This window comes from Chroococcidiopsis sp. [FACHB-1243], assembly GCF_014696895.1.
Lineage (GTDB): Bacteria > Cyanobacteriota > Cyanobacteriia > Cyanobacteriales > Chroococcidiopsidaceae > Chroococcidiopsis.
The window spans coordinates 1-21211 of the sequence record NZ_JACJQX010000068.1 but is presented as its reverse complement, the minus strand read 5'-3'; the positions used below and the strand labels follow the sequence as shown (position 1 = coordinate 21211).

The window sequence follows — 21211 nt, the reverse complement described above, 5'->3', positions numbered from 1 at the left end:
AGGCAGCGATTCATCTCCCACCAGAAATCTTTGAAACATAGATTTATCAGTATTTTCCAGACCATCTTGCCGATTTTTACACGAATCTCGGCTCAATGCCCGGTTGAAGCAGGGATGGAACTTGTATTGCGAGATCGCCCCTTTCCACCGTGGACGATCGCACGGGCAAACCAAATCATGCATCACGATTTGAACAACCGAGAAGCAGCGGCTGAACTGGCAAGTTGTCCCTTGCTAGCATCGAATTGGCAACGCACTTTGCTAAATCGTGCTGCTAAAAATATCAATCCTGATTCCACCCCTCGACTTTTGGGCGAGAACTAGCAACAACGATCGTGAAAGCAATGAAGATTGTGAGGAGTTTAGGAATGTTCGCGTAACGAAGCGGCTGGTTAGCGCGATCACAAAAACCCCAGCTTTATGCCTGATTTGTCACTTTAGTAAGAGTAGAAGCTGAAAGCTTTGCTACACTTACGTTTTGCTTCTTTGTCATTTTCGAGATATCAAAACAGGCGACTCTCATTGTACTTAGATTTCAAAGGATTTGAGCATCTAGGCAAGAAGTCTCTCACAACCCCCTTGACAGACTGCTGATGAAAATGTAATTATTTAGGAGTCCTAAATAAATTGCAGTCGTGGCTTTTTTCTACTTATGCCGCGATCGGCCAATTCTGAAAGCATTCTGTATTATGCATCTACTACTCGCTAATTGTAAGGAGATTCATCTATGAATATGAACGCGATCGCTGGTTACACCTTTGGAACTGAACAAGTTACTCATTCACCGTTGACAATCAACGACTTGGAACTGCTCAAACAGACTGTTTTGTTTACGGATAAAGATGAGAGATATCTACGGTTGGCAGGAGAAGTGTTAGAAGACCAAATTAATGCGGTATTAGATGTTTGGTACGGCTTTGTTGCTGCCAACTCGCATCTCGCGTATTACTTCAGCAATGCAGGGCAGCTAAACTCCGACTACTTGTCTGCTGTTCGCCAACGCTTTGCTCAATGGATTCTAGACACCTGTAATCGACCTTACGATCGGGATTGGTTGAACTATCAGCAGGAGATCGGTCTGCGTCACACTTACGTCAAGAAAAACCAGACCGATCGGGTTGAAGCCGCTCCTCATATTGGGATGCGGTACATGATTGCCTTCATCTACCCGATCGCAGCCACCATCAAGCCATTTCTGTCAAACAAGGGACACAGCGCAGAAGACGTTGAAAATATGTATCAAGCCTGGTTCAAATCCATCACTCTACAAGTGACGCTTTGGTGTGCTCCTTATGCCAAAGATGAATATTTCTAATCTGGAGGTACTCATGGAACTTGTTAGTGTTTTTCTAGTGTTCTCACTGTCAGTATTCAGTGTTGTTGTGCTGGCGATGGGATTGTTTTTCTTACAGCTTTGTTGGTCTTGGCATCTCGCTTACTTTCGATAAAGACTTCACCATCAACGATGCTTTCGCAAAGATGCTTCACTTTTGTCCTTGAAGTTACTTATCGCTAATCGTGAACGATCGACTGCATCTCACCGGAATTGTTACCTCTCCACACTACGCAAAGGCATCAATACCGTAACGTCTTGACGACAGCATAATAGCATTTTCTAACTACTTCCATTCGCTTCAGCTCCTAATTCATGCAACAGGAGGTTGTGATGAAACGTTTTCTCATTGCTTTACTCGGTATCAGTTTAAGCCTCACGTTGGCACTGTTTTATTCCAGTCTTAAAGCTGATGCCCGTTCTACAACTCAATTTACGGCAGCAACAGTTGCGCAGTCGTCTGCTCAAGTTGTACCAACTCCAAAGTCACCCGATCTAGAAATTGTAGGCACTAGCGTCCGTTATCTCAAAGATGCAGATTTACTTATTTTTGAGCAAACTGTGAAAGGAACGGCTGGTAAAACATTGCCCCAACCTAAGGGTAGCCTTGATGGTGCACCTGTGCTGGGCTACGTCTTTCCAACGACTCTAAAACCCGAAGATGCTGGATTTGGGAAGGTCGAAGGGATTTTGGCACTAGCAGTTACGTCTCATCCAGACTTCGATGATACGCCACTGTGGGATGAGAACAACAACTCTAACTATGCTGATGATGGCATCATTTTTCATAGTCATTGGGTTGTACTGGTCAAGGACGATCGCGTCCCTGGTAGCTTATCGGTCAAACAGTTCAACAAAACCGACAAAACTGTTGTGCTTCCACCTACCAATCCCGGCATGCCAATGTATTTTGATTCTCCTGGTTTCCCTGTTTTGCTAAAAGGTAACAAGCTCAGTGTTTTGGTTCCGGCTCAACGCATTCAATCTAAAACAAAGTTCAAGTTTGATGGCGTTGTTGCTTATATGCAGGTGAATGCCACAAACAAAAATCTCCCTATGGTTGGGGTCTATCAAGCGTACAGCGTTAGTTCAGGGGATTTAAGTCTTCCCTACAGCGTGCAACCTCAGTAACGGAGAAAATTAAATGGCTCTCAATGTTGAATTGCTAGAAAGCAGCTTTGCTCAAATTAAAGTGAATAGCTTAGAGGTGACTAAACAGTTCTACACAGTGTTATTTACGGACTATCCAGAAGTCCAGCCTTTGTTTGCCAAAACTAACATGGAAAAGCAGGGCAAGCAACTGTTTCAATCTCTCGTCTTTACCGTCAATAACCTGGGTAAACCAGATGTCTTAAGCAGTGTATTGAGAGGCTTGGGCACTCGACACACACAGTACGGTGTATTGCCGCAACACTATCCAATGGTGGGCAGTAGCTTGCTTAAAGCTTTTGAGGTAAGTCTGGGTAGAGCCTGGACTCCTGACGTGCAACAAGCATGGATAGAGGCGTATGAAGTTGTGACTCAATTAATGCTGGAAGGTGCAGATTACTCACCAGAAAGTTTGATACTAACAGGAGAACAAACAATGGATACGATTGCACTGGTTCCTAACAACTCGTTGATCGCCGAAACGCCTGAGGAAGGACGGCAATTAGCCGTGAAACTGGCGCGACTGATTATCAAGCTGACTCAACCCGATGAGGAGAAGCGCAAACAGCTACGAGAAGTCTATGGTAACGATGCCATGATGTTGATCGTCATAGGACAAACGGTTGCTACAGAGTTTGCCACGATCGCTGCTGCTAACAACTATTGGAAGGAGTTGGGCAATGAATGACTATTGTTTAGTGGACTGTGGTTTTCACGATCGGCTAGAAGCCTTGGCAACGCTGCGGCAAACCTGTTGGATTTCCTACCGCACTGTAACTGGAGAAATCGTTGAAGTTCAGGATCGGATCGTGGATGTCTATGCTGCAAACCAAGCCGATTTTTTGAAGCTCAAAGACGGAACAGAGATTCGGCTCGATCGCCTGATTTCTGTTAATGGTAACCCCACTCGATTTGCTTAGGAGTAGCATCATGGCAATCCAACTCAAGATCGATCGCGTCTTGCAAGGTTCTTTTGACCTCAAAGCGCTGAATCTTCTGTTTGTATTTCAAGTCAACTGTCCTGGTTGTTTCATCTACGGTTTTCCCCTCGTCAATAAGTTGTATTGGAAGTATCGTCAGTTGGGCTTGAATATCCTGGGACTCTCAACGGCTTTTGAGGATTTTGAGTACAACACTGCTGCCAATACAGCGTTGCTTCTGACGGAGATGAAACTGGTTGGAGCAACTCGGCAAGCATTAGGAGAATTTTACTCTCAAACGATCGACTTTCCCGTTGCAGTCGATCGATCTACCACAGGTGCAGCACTTGCAACACTTGAAAACATTGAGGCTTTAACTGAAACGATTCCTGATTTCGATCGCCTGTCCAAATCAGAGCAAGCAGCACTGCGCCAAAAGGTGAACGCTTATTTGCAGCGGCACGCCAAAACATCAGCAACCTTTACATTGAATCATTTACCAGGAACACCGTCCTTTCTTCTGGTTGACCAAAACCTGCAATTACTAGATGAATGGTTTGGGCATACGCCTGAAGCAGCAGCGATCGAGCGCATCGAAAAACACCTCCGCATCGTTAAAGGAATGACCCAAAAACTATGCAAGTAATGTGTTGAATGAACCGAATGATCGGGCTGCAATTGAAACACTGCAAGCAATTGCTTAAATGAGGATGGTGCCATGCTGAAAACGTTGAAGTTTTGCTATACTGTCTGGACTGATTCAGCCCTGCGACCCAATGACTTAAAAGTAGCTCTCGTTGTAGGATCGTTACTCTTCGCGATTAATCATGGCGGTGCTGTGTTACGCGGGGAAATGACCCGTGAACGCTGGTTGATGGGGCTATTCACTTACCTGGTGTCTTATACGGTCAGTATTCATGGACAGAACTCAACGCGATCGCGATACAGAATTAGCCCTTCCTGCTGAAAACCCGACCGTTGGTGTCAGCGAAAATCCCTTCGATGCCTCAAGCGCGATCGAACAGCACATCTTGATTGGGCTAGAAAAAATTGGGCTAGCGCTGAAAAGTCAATCCTGGCAGGATGCTGGACAACAAGGCTTAACACCGACTCAAGGACAAATCCTAGCGCTTCTGATTGATAAAGGCGATGCTGGAATGCGGTTGTCAGAGGTGGCGAAACATCTTGCGGTTACGGCTGCTACTGCCAGCGATGCGGTTACGTCACTGGTTGAGAAAGGGTTAGTGCGAAAAACGCGATCGCCTCAAGATGGACGAGCGATCGCCATCACGTTAACCACTCAAGGACAGCAGACCGCAACACAAACAGCGTCCTGGTCTGATTTTCTGCTCAACACCGTAAATGAGCTATCCGCGGAGGAACAAGTCATCTTTCTGCGGGGGCTGATCAAAATGATTCGCAAGCTTCAACAACAGGGACAGATTTCAGTGGCAAGAATGTGTGTTACCTGTCAATTCTTTCAGCCCAATCGGTATCCAGGGTCAGATCGTCCACATCATTGTGCGTTGGTGAATGCACCCTTTGGCGATCGTCATCTTCGTCTCAACTGTGCCGAACACGTTGCAGCCGATCCTGAAACCGCTAAACAAAATTGGAACTTTTATCTTTCAAAGTAGGTAAGTCAAATGCTGAAAACAGAATCTGCGATCAATAGCCTTCTTAGACCGAGCGAATTCAACCATTGGTTAACCAATAAAACTCTGGTGTTGTCCAGTCGGCAAATGGACTGGAATGGAATCTTGATTGAGCAGTATCAGAATTCTCTCAATCCAGGTGAAGTTGAACTTCCTGCCCTGTCAAATCATTGGCTCAAATTCCCCCTGGGGCAACCTGGTCGTTTGACCCAGAAATCTGACGAGCGCCTGTATGAATCAACTGTTCAAGAGGGTGACAGCCTCTTTGTTCCGGCGGGACAACCGAGCTACTGGCGTTGTCCAGGAAGTGAGACATTCCAGTCAGAACTACATATTCACTTACAGCCGGAGTTGGTCGGACAAGTTGCCCAAGCGTCTGAAATTAATATAGAGCAGTTCACCCTCATGAATCGTTTCGGTCAGCAAGATTTACAGCTTCATCAGGTCGCGATGCTGCTTTTGGCTGAGATGCAGTCAGGCGTCATCCTGGGGCGATTATATGTTGAATCATTGACCCAAGTATTAGTAATTCATCTGCTGCGCCACTATTCCACCTTCACGCAAACCATTACATTCCAGAACAGAAGCTTAACTCATACACAATTGCAGCAAGCGATCGACTATATTCAAATTCACCTGAATCGAGATTTATCCTTGGCTGAACTGGCAAGCGTTATCGGTATCAGCCCAACTTACTTCGCGAGTTTATTCAAACAGGCGATGGGAATTTCGCCGCATCAGTATGTAATTCAACAGCGTGTGGAACGGGCAAAGTTGATGCTGTTGAAAACGGATTTGGCGATCGCAGACATTGCCTTACAAGTAGGCTTCTCCAGTCAAAGTCATTTGACGCAACAGTTTAAGCGAGTCACCGGACTGACACCAAAGCAAGTTCGCCCTTCACCATAAGAATTTGATAAATCGTGGTAAGAATCCGAAAGACGTTGAGCATTGGAACTTAGTACACTTTAGGTACAAAGAATCAGGAAAATCTCGTACAAGCTTAAGTGCATATAAAGCAATATACAACTGCGAAAGACAGGCTTTTGCCACTCATCTAGCACTGGTTGTCAAGGATATCCATGCCTTGGGTGGACCTATTTGCTAAAAATGCAGTCGTTGAATGTTCTTAGGCATCTATTGAATTCAGGCAAACAATGCAACGACTGAGTTGCAAGACTTAAATCACCACAAAACCAATTGCGATCGCGACAGTCGCATTAATATCAGAGGTCAAATCATGAAACAGTCAGCAGATTTCTTCGTTCGTAGCGCGGTCACGGAGACCACTCGATCCTACATGGGCAGTCTCATGACTTTTCTCGTGACATCCGCCGAGACCGAAAACCGCTTCGTCCTTCTGGAGCTTCGGATGAAACCGGGAAATGAGCCGCCGCCCCATCTCCACTATGACCAGGATGAGGTGTATTACATTCTAGAAGGCGAACTGGAGGTATACTGCATGGGCGAAGTCCGGACAGTGCGGGCAGGCGAAACGATCTTCCTCCCTCGGAACCAGGCGCACGCGTTCTACTACCTGTCGCCCACCCTCCGGTTCCTCGCCCTGTTGCAACCAGGCGGTCCAGACGGGTACGGTCTGGACGGGTATTTTGAAGCGATGTCGAGTCCGTCCACCAGCATGGAACTACCTGCGAACGCAACCACATACGCGCTCTCCGATCCAGCCCCCGCCATCGCGCTGGCTGCCAAGTACGGAGTCAAGATGCTGACTCCGGAAGAAACGGCGGAACTGTTGCCCCACTACCCCGGCTTCGGAGTACCGCGAAAGAGCCGGAGTCATTAACCAACAAAGGGATCGCAGACAGGAAAGATTTCTTCCTATCTATAGCTCTATAAGCTTGAGCGGTTCACTACCCGCTTTCAGGTAGTTTTGTAAGCTAGATCGTTACGGGAACTGGGCTTATGTGCTGCATATCATCACTGAATATAGAGCAATGTTCAACTCAGACATCGCCGTCCACAACGAGAGCGACAAGTTTTTCTTGAGGCAGTCAGACACTTTAAAATTAGGCGCGTGTCATAGCTGCATAAATCGACAGAAGTTTTTGCAACAGAATTAATCATTAAGGAGAATGATGGAACAAGTTCAATCGGCATCACTAAAAGCATACAAGCGCACCTCTGCGCTCGACTCGGCTATGTTTTACATGGGAAGTCTCATGTCCTTCCTTGCCAAAGGCGAGGACACTGGGGGGCGCTTTGCCCTGATGGAGTACCAGGCGAAACCTGGTAATGAACCGCCTCCTCATGTTCATGACTGGGAGCATGAGTTATATTACGTGCTTGAGGGCGAGATGGAGTTCTACTGCGAAGACAAGGTTTTAGTGGCACATGCAGGGGAAACAATCTTCTTACCTCAAGGCAAGCCGCACGCTTTTTATATCCGCTCCCCGCACCTCCGAACATTGATCTTGGTTCAAGCGGTGGGCGATTGCGCGGTTGGGCTGGATCGCTACTTCATCGAAATGGCTGAACCTGCAACAAGCATGAGCCTTCCCACTGAGGCGGTCACCTATATGACGGACGATCCTAGCCATGCCATCCGCCTGGGTGCTGCAAACGGTATTCGTTTCCTGTCGCGGGAAGAAACGGCGGAACTGTTGCCCCACTACCCCGGCTTCGGGGTACCGCGAAAGAGCCGGAGTCATTAACCAAGAAAGGGATCGCAGACAGGAAAGATTCCTCTCTATCTATAGCTGTATTAGAGATTTGAATAAGGCTAGTTGCTAGAGATGAGCCAGCTTTTATTGTGTGTTGTCTACCAGGAAGGAAAACAAAACGATGAAACTCAATTCCTACATACAAGATTTTGGTGTTCGACCTCAAAAGCAGAATCTGGAGTGGTCAAACCAGTCTCACCTCAAATCGTCGCAGCAGGAGTTCCAGGCTGATACTTGGGTACACCTTTTGGGACTTCCCAGTACCTTTAGTTTTGACGAAGCACTGCTACTTTGTCAGATATCAGAGGATCAGTGGGCAGCGTGGATTCCCGATTGTGGTGAGGCGGTGCTACACACCCATCAATTTTGCGCTCGCTTTTAAATGACTTAGGTGCAACTCGAGTTTTGAACTATGTTAACCGCAACCCAAACCACTGAATTTTGCTCTACAGACCTCGACAAAGAGATTGTTCATTTGCTCAATTATGCAAGAACTAAACTACTGACGAAGATGCCACGACAGCTAAAAATGACATCCTACCTGCGACTCTGTTGCCTCGCCATTCGCAAGCTGCGCCAGAAGCCAGGATTAGCAGGCAAGCCTAGCCTAAACGAGGCATTTGACGATTCCTATTCGCATTTACTGCAAGCACTTTGCGATCGCAATCCTGAATGGTGGAGGCATTGCTGGAGCAGCGATCGCGGCATCCTTAAATCTGACGATCCAATGATCGACAAACTACTACAACCGCTGGAGTATTTCGTCGCAATCTACACTTGCAAGTGCTCAAGCAATCAAAAGCTACCTTAAACAGCAACATAAGAGAATCAGGTTCTGCTGCAAACAATTGGAGAAGCACTATTGATTCTTAGACATTGGCTGGTAAATGCCAGAAGCCAGCGGATATTACCAACCCCTTGTGGTAGCGCGTAAGTATTGAAGAGGAATACATCATGATTACCGCCTTAGTTCAATTCAACCTATCCACTCCCCTAACTGGTAACGAGGTTAAAGAAGACTTTTCCAATCTTGCGCCTAGGCTCCGTGAAGTACCGGGCTTGATCCGGAAATACTTTTTGCTATCCGAAGATGGCAGGACGGCTGGGGGCGTTTACCTATGGGAATCTAAAGCGGCTGCGGAACGCCTCTACACCGACGACTTTAAAAAATCCATTGTCGAGCGATATGGCTCTGAACCATCGGTAACTTACTTCGAGAGTCCGGTAGTGGTTGATAACCTAGTGGGCGAAATTATCAACCACTGGTAAATGAGGAACGCCATACGAGGCTTTGTTAACATTTTTAGAAACCCATATCACCAATTGTTAGCTAAATATCAGCGAGGTGAACTAGCAGGTAGAACGCCAAGCTTCTGTGCTAGTTCAACTGGGGCTGATTGATGTGGCTGCCTTACCCGTTGTGGGTGCTGCAAGTGCCGAGAAGGTTCTCAATCCTAATTTGCCATCCAAGGCATTGATGCGTCGCACCCATTAGAGCAAGTTTCCTACCACAACTGTGACTGAACAGTAAAAACTGGCGCTTCAGAGCAAATGAATAGCACTCTCTCCAGGATTTTTCAACTATAAAAGGAGAAAACGATGAAACTTGAAAATAAAGTGGCTTTGATTACGGGAGCAACTTCGGGAATTGGAAAGGCAACTGCTAAAGCATTCGGCGTTGCAGGAGCTAAAGTGGTTTTCTCAGGACGACGCGAACTAGAAGGTAAAGCAACGGAAGCTCAGCTACGAGATGCTGGCGTTGACTGTTTATTTGTGCAATCGGATGTCTCGAACGAAGCCGAGATAAAAGCGCTTGTGCAAACCACAGTCGAGAAGTTTGGGAAACTCGACTGTGCCTTCAACAATGCGGGCATTGAGGCACGCTCTAAACCCCTGCACGAACAATCGATCGAAGACTTTGACAAACTGATGGCGGTCAACGTGCGGGGACTGTTCTTGTGCATGAAATATGAAATCCAGCAAATGCTGACTCAAGGAGCTGGGGCGATCGTCAATACTTCCGCGATAGCAGGGTTGATTGCGTTTCCAGGGATATCTCCGTATGTCACGAGTAAACATGCCGTCGTGGGGCTGACACGAGCGGCAGCGCTCGACTATGCCAAGCAGGGCATTCGGATTAATGCGGTTAACCCTGGCGCTATTGCGACTGAGTTGTTTGCTCGTAGCATTGACCAGGTGGACATCACAGCGGATCTTTTCGCATCTATGGTGCCAATGGGACGCATAGGACAGGCAGAAGAAATTGCTCAAACAGTTGTTTTTCTTTGCTCTGATGCTGCCAGCTACATCACTGGACAACCGTTAGTTATCGACGGCGGATTCACAGTGAGTTGATCGAGATCTTGAGCAGTTTAACGATTAACTCCAAAGGAGGTATTTACGACAATCACCAAGGAAACAAAAAGTCTCAGTATGCCCTGGGAGCAAGAGTACGGGTATTCTCAGGCGGTGAAAGTTGAGGATACCAAGAAGCAACTCATCGAAGTCTGTGTTCTGGAGCCATCAACCCTTTGAGAAATAAGAAAAATAACTAGAACATCGTTGAGTGACTCAATTTACAACATGGAGAGAAGAAACGATGACAATTACGCCTAGTCAGAATAAAACGTTGTTTGATTATCTCGCAGCACTGCTCACCGGACAGCTTATTTTGCCAAATGATGCTGCCTACGAATCGGTGCGCCAACTTTGGAATGGCAGGGTGAAGACCCGCCCTGCTGCGATCGCTCGTTGTTTAACTGTAGAAGATGTGATTCATACGGTTCGCTGGACGCGAGAACACGCATTGCCCCTTTCGGTTCGAGGAGCAGGACACGAAATTTTTGGGCGATCGCTGCGTGAGAATGGCGTAGCGATCGATCTATCTCAGATGAAAACTATTACCGTCGATCCAGTTGCACGCACAGCCCAAGTTCAAAGTGGAGTAACGGCTGGTGAACTGATCGGAGCAGCAGAAAAATATGGATTAGCGACGACTACAGGAACCGTCTCCAGCGTTGGCATGACAGGACTGACTTTAGGAGGAGGCTATGGCTCACTGATCGGGGCTTACGGACTAGCTGCCGATAACCTGCTATCCGCACAGGTCGTAACCGCCGACGGGCAACTTATCACCGCAAGTTCCGAAGAGCATTCAGATTTGCTTTGGGGACTGCGGGGTGGGGGTGGTAACTTTGGCGTTGTGGTTTCCCTGGAGTATCGTCTGCATTCACTTACGACAGTACTATCGGGGATATTGCTCTATCCGCTAGAGCAAGCTAGAACCGTGCTCCGCAAGTTTAACGAGTTTATCACCACTGCACCCGATGAATTAACCATCCGGTCTGGATTTCTTCAAACATCCGATGGTGCAACGGCTCTGTTTCTCTCACCCACCTATTGTGGTGCGATCGCAGCAGGTGAACAGATCATTGCACCCCTGCGTACCTTTGGTAGTCTGCTGGTCGAGCAGATACAACCCGTTACGTATTATGACCTGATTCATCAGTTGGATGCGTATACTCCAGCAGGTCGCAACTACTATCTCCAGACTCGATCGCTGGCTGTTTTGCAGACTGGGGAGATCGAGGCGCTGATCGAACAAGGACTGCCCCTTCCTTCCCCGTTTTCAACGATCAACATTCATCACTTTCATGGAACTGCGAGTCGCGTGGGTGTATCCGAAACCGCTTTTGCGCTGCGCCAGGATCATCTCATGGTTGAGATAATCGCAGCCTGGGAACCCCAGTCTCCCGACGAAGAGCAGCGGCATCTCCAATGGGCACAGCACATCTCACGCTCACTTGAACCTTATGCCTTCAAAGGGGGATATATCAATCTCTTAGATGAGCAGGAGCAGGAGCGCGTTCCGTTCGCTTTCGGGTCGAACTATGAGCGCTTGCTCGACCTCAAGCGGAGATATGACCCAGATGATGTCTTTCATTCGACGATCGGACATCTTACACCCTAATCATTAGGAGCAATTTTATGACACAATCTTTTTGGTTTTTTGGTTCTTACCTGACTATCCTTGCCGATCGCACCACGACTGGAGGACAGTACGATCTAATTGAAGGGTACTTTCCGCCTGGCTCTCAGACTCCTCCCCATCGCCACACCCGCTATTTGGAGCAACTCTATGTGCTGGAAGGAGAATTCACGATTTAGGCAGGTGAGAACAACGTTGTACTCAGCACAGGTGAAAACTTCTTGATTCCGGTTGGCACACCTCACGTTGTTGCCGCAATTGGCGATCGTCCCGCTCGTGGATTGATACTTGCTGCACCCAGTGCCTTTGCTCGGTTAATTGAAGCAACAGGAACGCAGAATAAGGCAGAAACACCGGACATGGCGCTGTTCGATCGCGTTTCTGCTGAGATTGGCGACGAGATTTTGGGATCGCCCGGAACCTTACCCTCCGCTGCTACAAAAACGTAGTAAATCCGTTGCACACAGCAAAGCCATTGAATCGAAAGCGATCTCGCCTTTTTAGGAACTTGAACGCCGACAGGAGCCGCCATAACTAGATTCTCTTGCTAGTGGCTTCAACGTGTATTTCTGTCAATCAGTAATAAGGATTTGTGAGTCATGTTAATGTCAAAAACTTTTGGATCAAATCAACAATCCATTAATGCTTGAAGTTGCATTCAATCCATTGATTACCAATCATCAAAAACCAGGCTTTTCGGGTTCCGTAGATTAGCAATCAACTCAAGGAGTAATCTCTATGTCCAAAACTAAACCTTCGATCATTCTGGTTCATGGTAGCTGGGCGGATGGTACATCCTGGCAGCATGTTATCCCACTTCTGATACAGGCTGGCTATAACGTGACCGCTGTGCAAAACCCGCTGATTTCTCTTCCAGATGATATTGCCATCACCAAGCGGGTGATTGATGCTCAACCGGAACCTGTTGTTGCAGTGGGTCATTCCTACGGTGGAGCTGCGATCACAGGCGCGGCGGTTGGCAGCCCGCATGTGAAAGCCTTGGTTTATATCGCGGGTTGGGCATTAGCACCAGGCGACAGCATTAGCCAGTTAATTGGCAAATACCCACCCCCTCCACTTGTCACAGCAATTGTCCCAGATGCAGGAGGCTTCCTTTACATCGATCGCGAGAAGTTTCACGAAGTCTTTGCTCATGACGTATCGCCAGCCGAAGCGCAGGTGCTGGCAGTGGCACAAAAGCCTGCCGCTAGCATCACGTTTGAGCAATCGGTGGAAAGCGCAGCTTGGCAGACCATTCCCTCATGGTATCTCTTAGCTCAGGAAGACCGAGCCATTAACCCTGAGCTTCAGCGATTCATGGCAAGCCGAATCGGTGCCAAAATAACTGAGCTTCAAGCAAGCCACGTGTCCTATATCTCTCGTTCCAGAGAGGTTACCAATTTGATTCTTGAAGCAGCAAGCTCTGCTGTGGAGTAATTCGATCGTCGCGCAATCGTGGCGTATACATTAAAAGATTGTTTTGCAAGTTGCTTAGGACAATCTTCAATTATCGCTTTGGAGGGAATGATGCTACTTCAAGATCAACAGGTTGTCATTATTGGAGCAAGTTCTGGAATGGGACTTGCCACAGCAAAAGCGGCGGCTGAAGCAGGCGCAAAAGTAACATTAGCCGCACGAAAGCAAGATAGGCTAGAACGAGCCGCGATCGGAATCGGACAGGGAGCACAAGCGATCGTTGCCGACATTGGCGACGAACAGGCAATCAAATCGCTGTTTGCCCAAGTTGGAAGTGTAGATCATTTAGTCACGACGGCTGCCGACTTGACGTTTGCACCGATCGAGCAACTCTGTGGTGCTGATGCTCAAAGAGTTGTCACCAGCAAGATTCTCGGACCATTCTACGCGGTCAAACACGCTGCGCCTCGCTTGAGCAGGACGGGTTCAATCACTTTCTTTTCGGGTTTTTCAGCCTGGAAACCCGTTCCTCATACTGCGTTGATTGCGGCGGTTGATGGCGCACTGGCTGCTTTTTGTCGCTCACTCGCAGTCGAGCTTGCACCCATTCGCGTCAATGTCATCGCACCTGGCGTTGTTGAAACTCCCATGTGGCAAGGTGTGCCGGAAGAACAGCGGAAAGCGTTTCTTGCAACCGTGAGTGAACAGCTCCCCGTTGGCAGAATTGGGTCACCAGCAGATATGGCAAATGCAGCGCTTTATCTGATGCAGAATAGCTTCATTACAGGAACTGTCTTGCATGTGGATGGAGGACATCAACTCGTTTGATTGATTTGGAGGAATACAAGATGAAAGTTTTAATTCGAGCGATCGTAAGTTTTTTCGTTTTTGTTGTGGATGTTGTGTACAGCAATCGTTCCTATGCTCGGTTTTATGTACTAGAAACGATCGCCCGTGTGCCTTACTTCTCTTATCTCTCGGTGCTGCATTTGTATGAAACGCTAGGTTACTGGCGCAAAGCAGACTGGTTAAAAGTTCACTTTGCCCAAACCTGGAACGAACTGCATCATCTGTTGATTATGGAATCACTCGGCGGCAATCGGTTGTGGATCGATCGCTTTGTTGCGGAACACATTGCAGTTGCATACTATTGGGTTGTCGTGCCGCTCTACATGGCGTTACCTAAGTATGCCTATTACTTGATGGAACTGATCGAGAATCATGCTTATCACACCTACAATGGCTACTTGAACGAACATGAAATAGAACTCAAAGCGCAGCCTGCTCCCCAGATTGCGATCGACTACTACCGAGATGGCGATCTGTATATGTTTGAAGAAGTTCAGACCACACCAGATTCTTTCTTTCGCCGTCCTCATGTCAATACTCTCTATGACGTATTTGTGAATATTCGTGATGATGAATGTGAACACGTAAAAACGATGGTGGCACTTCAGCAACCGGATGCGCGACTCACTTTCAAAAGTCCTCATACTCTAGTAAAGGTGGTTGCAACTAGCACAAATGACACAAATTGATTTCAGTGACTAAACGCGATCGCATTTGTCAAAGTAATAGTAATTCGAGCAGAAGGTAAAAAAATGACGCTCACAGCTACAAAACCAACCACTCAAGTTGAAACGCTTGCCAAACTCTACCTAGAAGGCAAGCCCGCCGAAATTTCTGATGAAGCGATCGCGCAACTCTGTGATTGGTTAATGACGGAATTTCAGCAATTGCCGTTGAATCTACAGTTCTCAGACTATATGCGTTACGCAGATGCCAAAGAGATGTTTGCGGATATTGAGCGAGGACAACTTTGGGTCGCTGCCGATAGCTATGATTCTACAATTTATCCTGACGGGGCGACAAGCATCCCGAATCCGAGACAGCGTAATGCTTTGACCGAATTATGGTAAAAAAAGATAGGTCAGTCATTCTCAACAAGACCTATCTATTAATAAATGTTACCTCCATTGTATCAAACACACCTAGAAAATCAACTAGAACCGTCAGAAGTATTGCTGTTTAATATTCTGATTAATATTTTGCAATCCCTCAAGCAAATCAGTTTAGAAAAACTTGCCGCTGCCATCCCACTCCCAATTTTGTTTGAGAGCAGACGGAAGAAATTACAAAGATTTTTGTCATTACCTAGCTTGAATATAAAAACACTCTGGTTCCCCATCCTGCAAAAATGGTTGGTTCAAAAATTCAGCAAAAATCAGCTGCTTTATTTAGCGATCGACCGAACGCTCTGGCAGCGTAAAAATTTAATCATGATTAGCCTAATTTATGAAAAAAGAGCTATTCCTGTATATTTTGAATTCCTCGATAAATTAGGAAGCAGTAACTTTAGCGAACAGAGAGAACTTATCACTCAGGTATTACCCTTGCTTGTTTAAAGAATACAAAGTCATTCTGTTAGGCGACCGTGAATTTTGTTCGGTAAAACTAGCTAACTGGCTGCAAGAGCAAAAATTACTCTTTTGTTTAAGATTAAAAAAGAATGAATTTATTCAGCAAGAAGAAGGAAAATGGCAAGAGCTAAATGAGTTAGGATTAAAACCTGGAATCTCTCTATTTATTGAAGAGATAAAGATAACTAAAACTTCTAAAATTGCGGGATTTAATTTAGCTAGTACATGGCGACGTAAACTCAGAGGAATAGCACCCAAGGAAGGATGGTTTATCATGACAAACTTAGAAAATTTATCAACAGCAGTTGCTAGTTATAAAAAAAGATTTGATATCGAAGAAATGTTTAGGGATTTTAAGAGCGGCGGCTATAATATGGAGGAAACTAATGTTCAAGATAAACGCTTGATTTCCCTAATTTTATTAATCACATTTTCTTATAGCTTAAGGACTTTTAAAGGGCAAAGCATTAAACGTAAAGGCGTGCAGAAATATGTCGGTAGAATCAAGGAATATGGACGAGTCCAGAGAAGACATAGTAGTTTTTATATCGGTTTATACGGACAAACTTGGGTGAATTTTATGGAGTCTTGTTGGGACTTGGTGATGCAGCTAATGAAATTAAATCGCAATAAGCTTCAGTATTATTTACAAGGTCAACGAGCTATGGAGCTTATCCTGTCTGCATTCTAGATTTCATGTCGCCCCCTCAGACAATTTATCCTAATCCAATCTATGGCTTTATTTTTCAAGGAATGCACGACTACGACCACTACTTAAGCGACACAGATTTCAGCTTAGAAGGAGAAATCGCGGCTTATCACTTCACCGCAAAGCGAGTTCCTAACTTGGAAATTCAGAAGATTCTTTACTCTGAAATTGTATTGCGATCGGCTGCCTATCTCTATCTTGGACATGCAGCAGTTCCTAAGATTGTATTTCCGTAATGATTTCAAAAAAATCTTTGATTTCAAGAGATGAACTCATGGGAATGATGACTTACACCAATGCACAACTGCGTAGCATCCTGAATGGGTTGGGATATACGAACCAAGATGAAATGGCTGATGCAACCTTTCCGTTATCGCTCAATGATAGCCCGTTAACGAATTCACAACTTGTACAGGCAATCCAGAAATTCCAACTCGATCGTCAGCTTGAAGTCAATGGAATGCTGGACTCAATGACCCTGACCGCAATTCAAAGAGTCCCTCTTTAATCACTTTGACGAGAGCAAATTCTAAAAGCCTTTCTGGGCTTGGATCTATGCCTGTTGCCTAATTAGACCCTCTTCTGTCAAACTGGGTTGAAACCTTGATTTTTCGTTGGCTGAAACCACGTAATTTCGTCAAATTTTCCTAGAGTGACAGAAGAGGGTTAGAGAAGAGTTTAGGCGAAAATCTAAGCTGAAAGTCTTACAGCGCAATGGCTTTCAAATTTCCCTAAAAATTTTCTTCAATAGGAGTGATTAAAGAGGGGAGTGATGCAAACCTCGATCGGCGACCTCAAGCAAGCTAATCATACTGATATTCTTCTGGATCGCCTCCTGTATGACGCAACGACGATCGCGGTTGTCAAGTTTGTTCAACAGCGACTTCCAGTGGATGGCATTGTATCGAATTCAATGCGAGAGGCACTGACTAAGCGACAAATGCAAAGTTTACAACCGCTTCCCCACACATTCTAAAATCCCGCGAATTCAATCTTTCTACATCACGGTGACAGAGATTGGTAGGAGGATTCATCTAACCGACTCGATCAATGTCTTCATTTTTCAGTTCTCTATACTCAATTGGATTCTAATGCACAAATGTCCTTGCTGTTCTTACCCGCTACTGCGGCACTTTCGGCACCATCTGTTGTTTCAGCCCATTTTGCTTTGCCTGCTGCTGCGGATTCGACGGCTGATTTGATCGTGACGTTGAAATGCCCGAACGATTACACCGTGAATGTCTGGAAGCGTTACGGTTCAGGCAAACTGCTCTTTCGCGGAATCGGATTGCTCGGTAATTTAAGTTTGGGCAAGGGCACAAATGATAGTACAGGAGCGGCTCAAGTGTATAAATTCAAGCATGGCAACTATGAATATCAAGTACTTGGAAGGCGCAGGGATCACCAAGCACAAGGCTCGTTGACGGTATACAAAAACGGTCGCTCGATCTTCAGCCAAGCCTGCACACGAGAAGAATAAACGGCATTATTAGTAACTAGGAGAACAACGATCAAATCGATCGCACTTCAATGTTGATATGAGTATGCTTAACGATCGCCATCGAACTGATGCACAGCGCTGGTATTCCGCTTCTGAATTGTCCGGACTTCCTGGAATGCCTGCTGCTTCCCATAATGTCACGCGCAAAGCCAAACTCGAAGGCTGGAAATCACGCCCACGTCTAGGACGCGGGGGTGGCAACGAGTATGCTCATCACAGTCTGCCTGCGATCGCTCAAACTGCGTTGAACGAAAGCAACGATCGAGGGAAGATAGCTCAAACCGCTCTGCCTCCAACGATAACAGTTCACCCGATCGCAATAGCCCAATCACCTCGCCGTGAATTAAGACCACAACTGAAACCGACAATCAACGATCGTACCGATGCTTGGTTGGCAATTCTGAGACTGTATGAGACTGAGATCGACCATGCCCATTTCAAAACCCATTTGGAACGAGATGTTGCATTCGTTGATGCTTACAATCAACGACAATTAGAATTACCCAATTGGGTTTATGCGGTTCTGCCCAAACTTTCCCGCAGTTCGCTGAAAGCCAAGCAAAAATTACGTCGGACTGCCGATCAAATCACAGCCCTCGGCGGCAAGTATGGTCATCGTCGCGGCACAGGCAAAATTGATGCAGACTTCGATCTTCAAGCTGCAATTAAAACTTGCCTCACCGCAGGCGGAAAACATTGGGGCGCAAGCCAAATCTATGAAATCTTGCAGCTTGAATTTGGGTTAGAACCCGATCGGGTTTCACGCGGTCAATTGCGCGATTGGTTACGGCGATTTCGCTTACAACATCCACAGGAGTGGGCATTGTACCTGACTCCAGATCGCGCCAAAGGATTAGTTAGTCCAGCCTTTGGATCGAGATCGCAATCGGTGTTCTACCCGAATCATGTCTGGGAGCTTGACTCGATGCGAGTGGACATCAATTGTAAGACGGAAGTGGCTGAAACGGTGCAACTGACTCGCGCCTTTGTCATTGCTTGCGTTGATGTCTTCACTCGCCGTGTGATGTTGTACGTCACCCAACATTCCAATGCGGAAGCGGTTTGTTTGACGATCGCGGCTGCGATTTTCAAGTGGGGCGTTCCCGATCACATTCGCACCGATCGCGGCAAAGAATATCTCAGCCGCCGAGTCAAACGCTTCCTGGAAAACTTAGGCGTGAAAACCAGTCGCTGCTTGCCCAAGCATCCAGAACAGAAAGCTTTTATCGAGCGATTCATCCATACATTTTAACACCGCGATTTACCAAAACTACCTGGATTTGTCGGACATAGCGTGAGTGACCGACAAGCATTGAGAAGCCACCCCGATTGGAATGAAAGAGCGATCGAGATCTGCATGACACCAGAAGAGTTTCAATCTTGGGCAGAAGCATGGATTGTCGCTTACGAGCAGCGACCGCACGGACGAGCGGGGATTGGTTTAGAAGGTAAGTCGCCTCTAGAAGTACTAGAAGCAGCCGTAGCTCAAGGGTGGCAAAAGCAACAGATTCGTCAAGAGCGTGAATTAGATTTTCTGATGATGGCAGCGCCAAGCAAAGATGGAATGCGTCGAGTTGGTCGTCAGGGAATTTCACTCAATGGACGGCTTTACGTTGCTGGTGAACTTGGAGACTGGATTGGCAGACGAGTCTACGTCTGCTTTTCACCCCAAGATCCAATTCGGATCTACATATATAAATCATCCGAGCTTCAAGAATACATTTGTGAAGCTATTTGGCGAGAGGCAGGAGAGATTAACTTAGCACAATTTGCTCGACAAGCCCAAGTTGCCTACGAACTCCTAAACCAGGAAGTTAAACAATTTCGTCAGCGGGGACAGGCATTGCTACGCAAAATTGCTAAAGATCCAATGTCAATTCTGGGTCAGGTACAGGAGATCTTACCAGTGGTACAGTCTCAACTTCATGATTATCCCGCTTTAAGCGCGATTGCTCAAGCGATGGCAACGACAGAACCGCAGAAGACACTACCACAAATATAGCTCTACGCATACACGTTAGGACAGTATTTGAAAGCGGCATCGACACAATCGCGAAAGCTATCAAATTCATCCCACCGTTGCCGCATCCAATTCTTGAGTACAAACCACCAACGCTCGATTTTGTCTAAGTCTGGAGAATAAGCAGGGAGATACCAGATCTCACATCCCGCCTCTGCTACAATTTCCTCAATCACCTGAGAATGATGGAAACTGGCATTATCGATGATGATGACATCCCCCTTTTGCAATTGGGGTATCAAACACTCTGCTAACCACATTTCAAACAAGTCTCGGTTGCAAGCGCCTTCAAACGTCATCGGCGCAAATAGCTTCTCCTGCTTGAGAGCAGCAATCCAACTGACTCTTTGAGTGCGTTTGCCACACTTGAGTGCATAGAAACGTTGTCCAATCTCGCAGTAGCCATAGGGATAGTCCTCTCGGTTATCGATGCCTGCTTCATCCACGTACACAAGTTGAGCAGTGAGGATGGTTTTCAATCGTTCTTGGAAGGCTTGGCGCTTGAACTCATCCCGTTCTCGATCCCCGTATGTTTTTTTTTACGACTCAAGCCAAGCTTTTGCAGGGCACGGCTGATGTTTTGCTGAGTCACGTTATCTCCCCACAACGAAGCCATCTGCGTCTGGGTCTTGCCACCATGCTGTTGAGCAAACGCGCGAAAGCGATCCCAATCAGTGATTTTGTGCCGACAGCCTTTTTGGAAGTGGGTGATGGCTTGATCGTCCCCAGTTTGTTCTTCTCGTTTGAGCCATAAATCTAAGGTATTGCGACTGATGTTAAACATCTGAGTTACGTTTGTTTTGCGTTCTCCTCGTTTAACCGCTTCGATTGCTTTTTGACGCAGGTCATAGCTATAGGGGGCGGGCATTGTCACTCCTGAATACTCTTCTATTCCTAAACTAACGTCCTAACGCTTCTGTGTAGCGCTATAAAGACGTTGTGGAGATCGTACAGCTCGAATTAGATTTATGGCAGGCATTGGATGATGCTACCTCTGCTCCCGAAACAGCAAACGTGCGAGCGCTACTGCTATCTCTAGAGCGAGTCATGGAAAGTCGTACTTTGGCACAACAGTTGGCGATTGGAGCGGAGGGATTAGCGCGAATCGCAGCAGTTTACGCAGCACGGGCAGAGTCACTGATCGGGGAATGGGAAAGCCAGTACAATCCGACCGAACCAGTTGTCGATGTCGATAAATGTGCCGATCTATTCGTGCAGTCGCTACACTTGGATTTGTCGGATTTACTCGAACCACCCCAAGCAGTACAGTATCCCCAAAATCGACAGCCCCCAACTGCGATCGCTACTAATAACTCTCTAGTGGGACTTTAAAGTTTTCTATGCCCAAATGAAGCCAGATTTAGCTCTATGAGCGGCAAATACATCGAAATGAGTCATCAGCCATCGCACCAGACGAAA

Annotated in this window: 30 protein-coding genes and 2 pseudogenes; 31 read left to right on the top strand and 1 reads right to left on the bottom strand. The window is 46.6% G+C overall.

Features of this window, described 5'->3' with window-relative positions:
- The 30 genes and pseudogenes from H6G17_RS29710 to H6G17_RS33705 form a co-directional block, all read left to right on the top strand.
- A partial coding sequence (locus H6G17_RS29710) for a 3-alpha domain-containing protein (protein ID WP_206757183.1) occupies positions 1-324 on the top strand: 324 nt, incomplete at its 5' end.
- Between the two features lie 403 nt (positions 325-727).
- Positions 728-1315 (top strand): protoglobin domain-containing protein, encoded by a 588-nt coding sequence (locus H6G17_RS29705; RefSeq protein WP_192162121.1) that lies wholly within the window; start codon positions 728-730, stop codon positions 1313-1315.
- Positions 1316-1666: 351 nt separating this feature from the next.
- Positions 1667-2464: a hypothetical protein gene (locus H6G17_RS29700; RefSeq protein ID WP_192162125.1), complete on the top strand. Its 798-nt coding sequence runs from the start codon at positions 1667-1669 to the stop codon at positions 2462-2464.
- Positions 2465-2477: 13 nt separating this feature from the next.
- Positions 2478-2846: pseudogene (locus H6G17_RS34965) on the top strand (globin family protein); the annotation flags it as partial.
- 72 nt (positions 2847-2918) lie between these two features.
- Positions 2919-3170, top strand: a complete 252-nt coding sequence (locus tag H6G17_RS34960; protein WP_192162124.1) for a hexameric tyrosine-coordinated heme protein — start codon at positions 2919-2921, stop codon at positions 3168-3170.
- On the top strand, positions 3163-3402 hold the full coding sequence (locus H6G17_RS29685; protein ID WP_192162120.1) for a hypothetical protein: 240 nt from the start codon (positions 3163-3165) through the stop codon (positions 3400-3402). Before H6G17_RS34960 ends, H6G17_RS29685 begins: the two co-directional genes overlap by 8 nt.
- A gap of 10 nt (positions 3403-3412) precedes the next feature.
- The gene (locus tag H6G17_RS29680; protein WP_192162119.1) at positions 3413-4048 is read left to right on the top strand and encodes a hypothetical protein; all 636 of its coding nucleotides are present in this window, start codon (positions 3413-3415) and stop codon (positions 4046-4048) included.
- A gap of 72 nt (positions 4049-4120) precedes the next feature.
- Positions 4121-4369: a nitrate/nitrite transporter NrtS gene (gene nrtS / locus H6G17_RS29675; protein WP_192162118.1), complete on the top strand. Its 249-nt coding sequence runs from the start codon at positions 4121-4123 to the stop codon at positions 4367-4369.
- On the top strand, positions 4320-5039 hold the full coding sequence (locus tag H6G17_RS29670) for a helix-turn-helix domain-containing protein (RefSeq protein ID WP_192162117.1): 720 nt from the start codon (positions 4320-4322) through the stop codon (positions 5037-5039). The genes nrtS and H6G17_RS29670 overlap by 50 nt, the downstream gene beginning before the upstream one ends.
- 9 nt (positions 5040-5048) lie before the next feature.
- Positions 5049-5966, top strand: a complete 918-nt coding sequence (locus H6G17_RS29665; RefSeq protein WP_192162116.1) for an AraC family transcriptional regulator — start codon at positions 5049-5051, stop codon at positions 5964-5966.
- A 331-nt stretch (positions 5967-6297) separates the two neighbouring features.
- Positions 6298-6861, top strand: coding sequence for a cupin domain-containing protein (locus H6G17_RS29660; protein WP_192162115.1), 564 nt, complete (start codon positions 6298-6300; stop codon positions 6859-6861).
- A 289-nt stretch (positions 6862-7150) separates the two neighbouring features.
- The gene (locus H6G17_RS29655) at positions 7151-7729 is read left to right on the top strand and encodes a cupin domain-containing protein (RefSeq protein ID WP_199317109.1); all 579 of its coding nucleotides are present in this window, start codon (positions 7151-7153) and stop codon (positions 7727-7729) included.
- 130 nt (positions 7730-7859) lie between these two features.
- Complete coding sequence (locus H6G17_RS29650; protein WP_192162114.1) at positions 7860-8120, top strand: hypothetical protein; 261 nt, start codon at positions 7860-7862, stop codon at positions 8118-8120.
- Between the two features lie 30 nt (positions 8121-8150).
- Positions 8151-8549: a hypothetical protein gene (locus H6G17_RS29645; protein ID WP_192162113.1), complete on the top strand. Its 399-nt coding sequence runs from the start codon at positions 8151-8153 to the stop codon at positions 8547-8549.
- A gap of 143 nt (positions 8550-8692) precedes the next feature.
- Positions 8693-9007, top strand: a complete 315-nt coding sequence (locus tag H6G17_RS29640; protein WP_192162112.1) for a YdhR family protein — start codon at positions 8693-8695, stop codon at positions 9005-9007.
- 330 nt (positions 9008-9337) lie between these two features.
- Positions 9338-10093: an SDR family oxidoreductase gene (locus tag H6G17_RS29635; RefSeq protein ID WP_192162111.1), complete on the top strand. Its 756-nt coding sequence runs from the start codon at positions 9338-9340 to the stop codon at positions 10091-10093.
- A 244-nt stretch (positions 10094-10337) separates the two neighbouring features.
- The gene (locus tag H6G17_RS29630; protein WP_192162110.1) at positions 10338-11708 is read left to right on the top strand and encodes an FAD-binding oxidoreductase; all 1371 of its coding nucleotides are present in this window, start codon (positions 10338-10340) and stop codon (positions 11706-11708) included.
- Positions 11709-11725: 17 nt separating this feature from the next.
- Positions 11726-11905 (top strand): hypothetical protein, encoded by a 180-nt coding sequence (locus H6G17_RS32955; protein WP_199317108.1) that lies wholly within the window; start codon positions 11726-11728, stop codon positions 11903-11905.
- A 42-nt stretch (positions 11906-11947) separates the two neighbouring features.
- The gene (locus H6G17_RS32950; RefSeq protein ID WP_199317107.1) at positions 11948-12175 is read left to right on the top strand and encodes a hypothetical protein; all 228 of its coding nucleotides are present in this window, start codon (positions 11948-11950) and stop codon (positions 12173-12175) included.
- 289 nt (positions 12176-12464) lie between these two features.
- A complete protein-coding gene (locus tag H6G17_RS29620) occupies positions 12465-13163 on the top strand; it encodes an alpha/beta hydrolase (protein ID WP_192162109.1) in 699 nt (232 codons plus the stop codon).
- 87 nt (positions 13164-13250) lie between these two features.
- Entirely contained in the window at positions 13251-13970 is a 720-nt protein-coding gene (locus H6G17_RS29615; RefSeq protein WP_192162108.1) for an SDR family oxidoreductase, read from the top strand.
- Positions 13971-13990: 20 nt separating this feature from the next.
- Positions 13991-14680: an alternative oxidase gene (locus tag H6G17_RS29610; protein ID WP_192162107.1), complete on the top strand. Its 690-nt coding sequence runs from the start codon at positions 13991-13993 to the stop codon at positions 14678-14680.
- A 63-nt stretch (positions 14681-14743) separates the two neighbouring features.
- Positions 14744-15061: a hypothetical protein gene (locus tag H6G17_RS29605; RefSeq protein ID WP_199317106.1), complete on the top strand. Its 318-nt coding sequence runs from the start codon at positions 14744-14746 to the stop codon at positions 15059-15061.
- A gap of 45 nt (positions 15062-15106) precedes the next feature.
- A pseudogene (locus H6G17_RS29600) lies at positions 15107-16253 on the top strand (IS4 family transposase).
- A gap of 5 nt (positions 16254-16258) precedes the next feature.
- Positions 16259-16507 (top strand): hypothetical protein, encoded by a 249-nt coding sequence (locus tag H6G17_RS29595; protein WP_199317105.1) that lies wholly within the window; start codon positions 16259-16261, stop codon positions 16505-16507.
- The gene (locus tag H6G17_RS29590) at positions 16507-16779 is read left to right on the top strand and encodes a peptidoglycan-binding domain-containing protein (protein ID WP_192162106.1); all 273 of its coding nucleotides are present in this window, start codon (positions 16507-16509) and stop codon (positions 16777-16779) included. Before H6G17_RS29595 ends, H6G17_RS29590 begins: the two co-directional genes overlap by 1 nt.
- A gap of 264 nt (positions 16780-17043) precedes the next feature.
- Entirely contained in the window at positions 17044-17247 is a 204-nt protein-coding gene (locus H6G17_RS29585; RefSeq protein ID WP_192162105.1) for a hypothetical protein, read from the top strand.
- Positions 17248-17352: 105 nt separating this feature from the next.
- The gene (locus tag H6G17_RS29580; RefSeq protein ID WP_199317104.1) at positions 17353-17751 is read left to right on the top strand and encodes a hypothetical protein; all 399 of its coding nucleotides are present in this window, start codon (positions 17353-17355) and stop codon (positions 17749-17751) included.
- 58 nt (positions 17752-17809) lie between these two features.
- Positions 17810-19024 (top strand): DDE-type integrase/transposase/recombinase, encoded by a 1215-nt coding sequence (locus tag H6G17_RS29575; RefSeq protein ID WP_192162104.1) that lies wholly within the window; start codon positions 17810-17812, stop codon positions 19022-19024.
- A gap of 42 nt (positions 19025-19066) precedes the next feature.
- Positions 19067-19774 (top strand): Mu transposase C-terminal domain-containing protein, encoded by a 708-nt coding sequence (locus H6G17_RS33705; RefSeq protein ID WP_146139748.1) that lies wholly within the window; start codon positions 19067-19069, stop codon positions 19772-19774.
- Positions 19775-19776: 2 nt separating this feature from the next.
- Here the strand turns inward: H6G17_RS33705 and H6G17_RS29565 are convergent.
- Positions 19777-20660 (bottom strand): IS630 family transposase gene (locus H6G17_RS29565; protein WP_199317103.1). Its coding sequence is split into 2 segments (ribosomal slippage): positions 19777-20331 and positions 20334-20660, totalling 882 coding nucleotides; the frame shifts between segments, so codons are not numbered across the junction.
- Positions 20661-20731: 71 nt separating this feature from the next.
- Between H6G17_RS29565 and H6G17_RS29560 the strand changes: the two genes are divergently transcribed.
- Complete coding sequence (locus H6G17_RS29560) at positions 20732-21124, top strand: hypothetical protein (protein WP_192162103.1); 393 nt, start codon at positions 20732-20734, stop codon at positions 21122-21124.
- Positions 21125-21211: the final 87 nt, after the last annotated feature.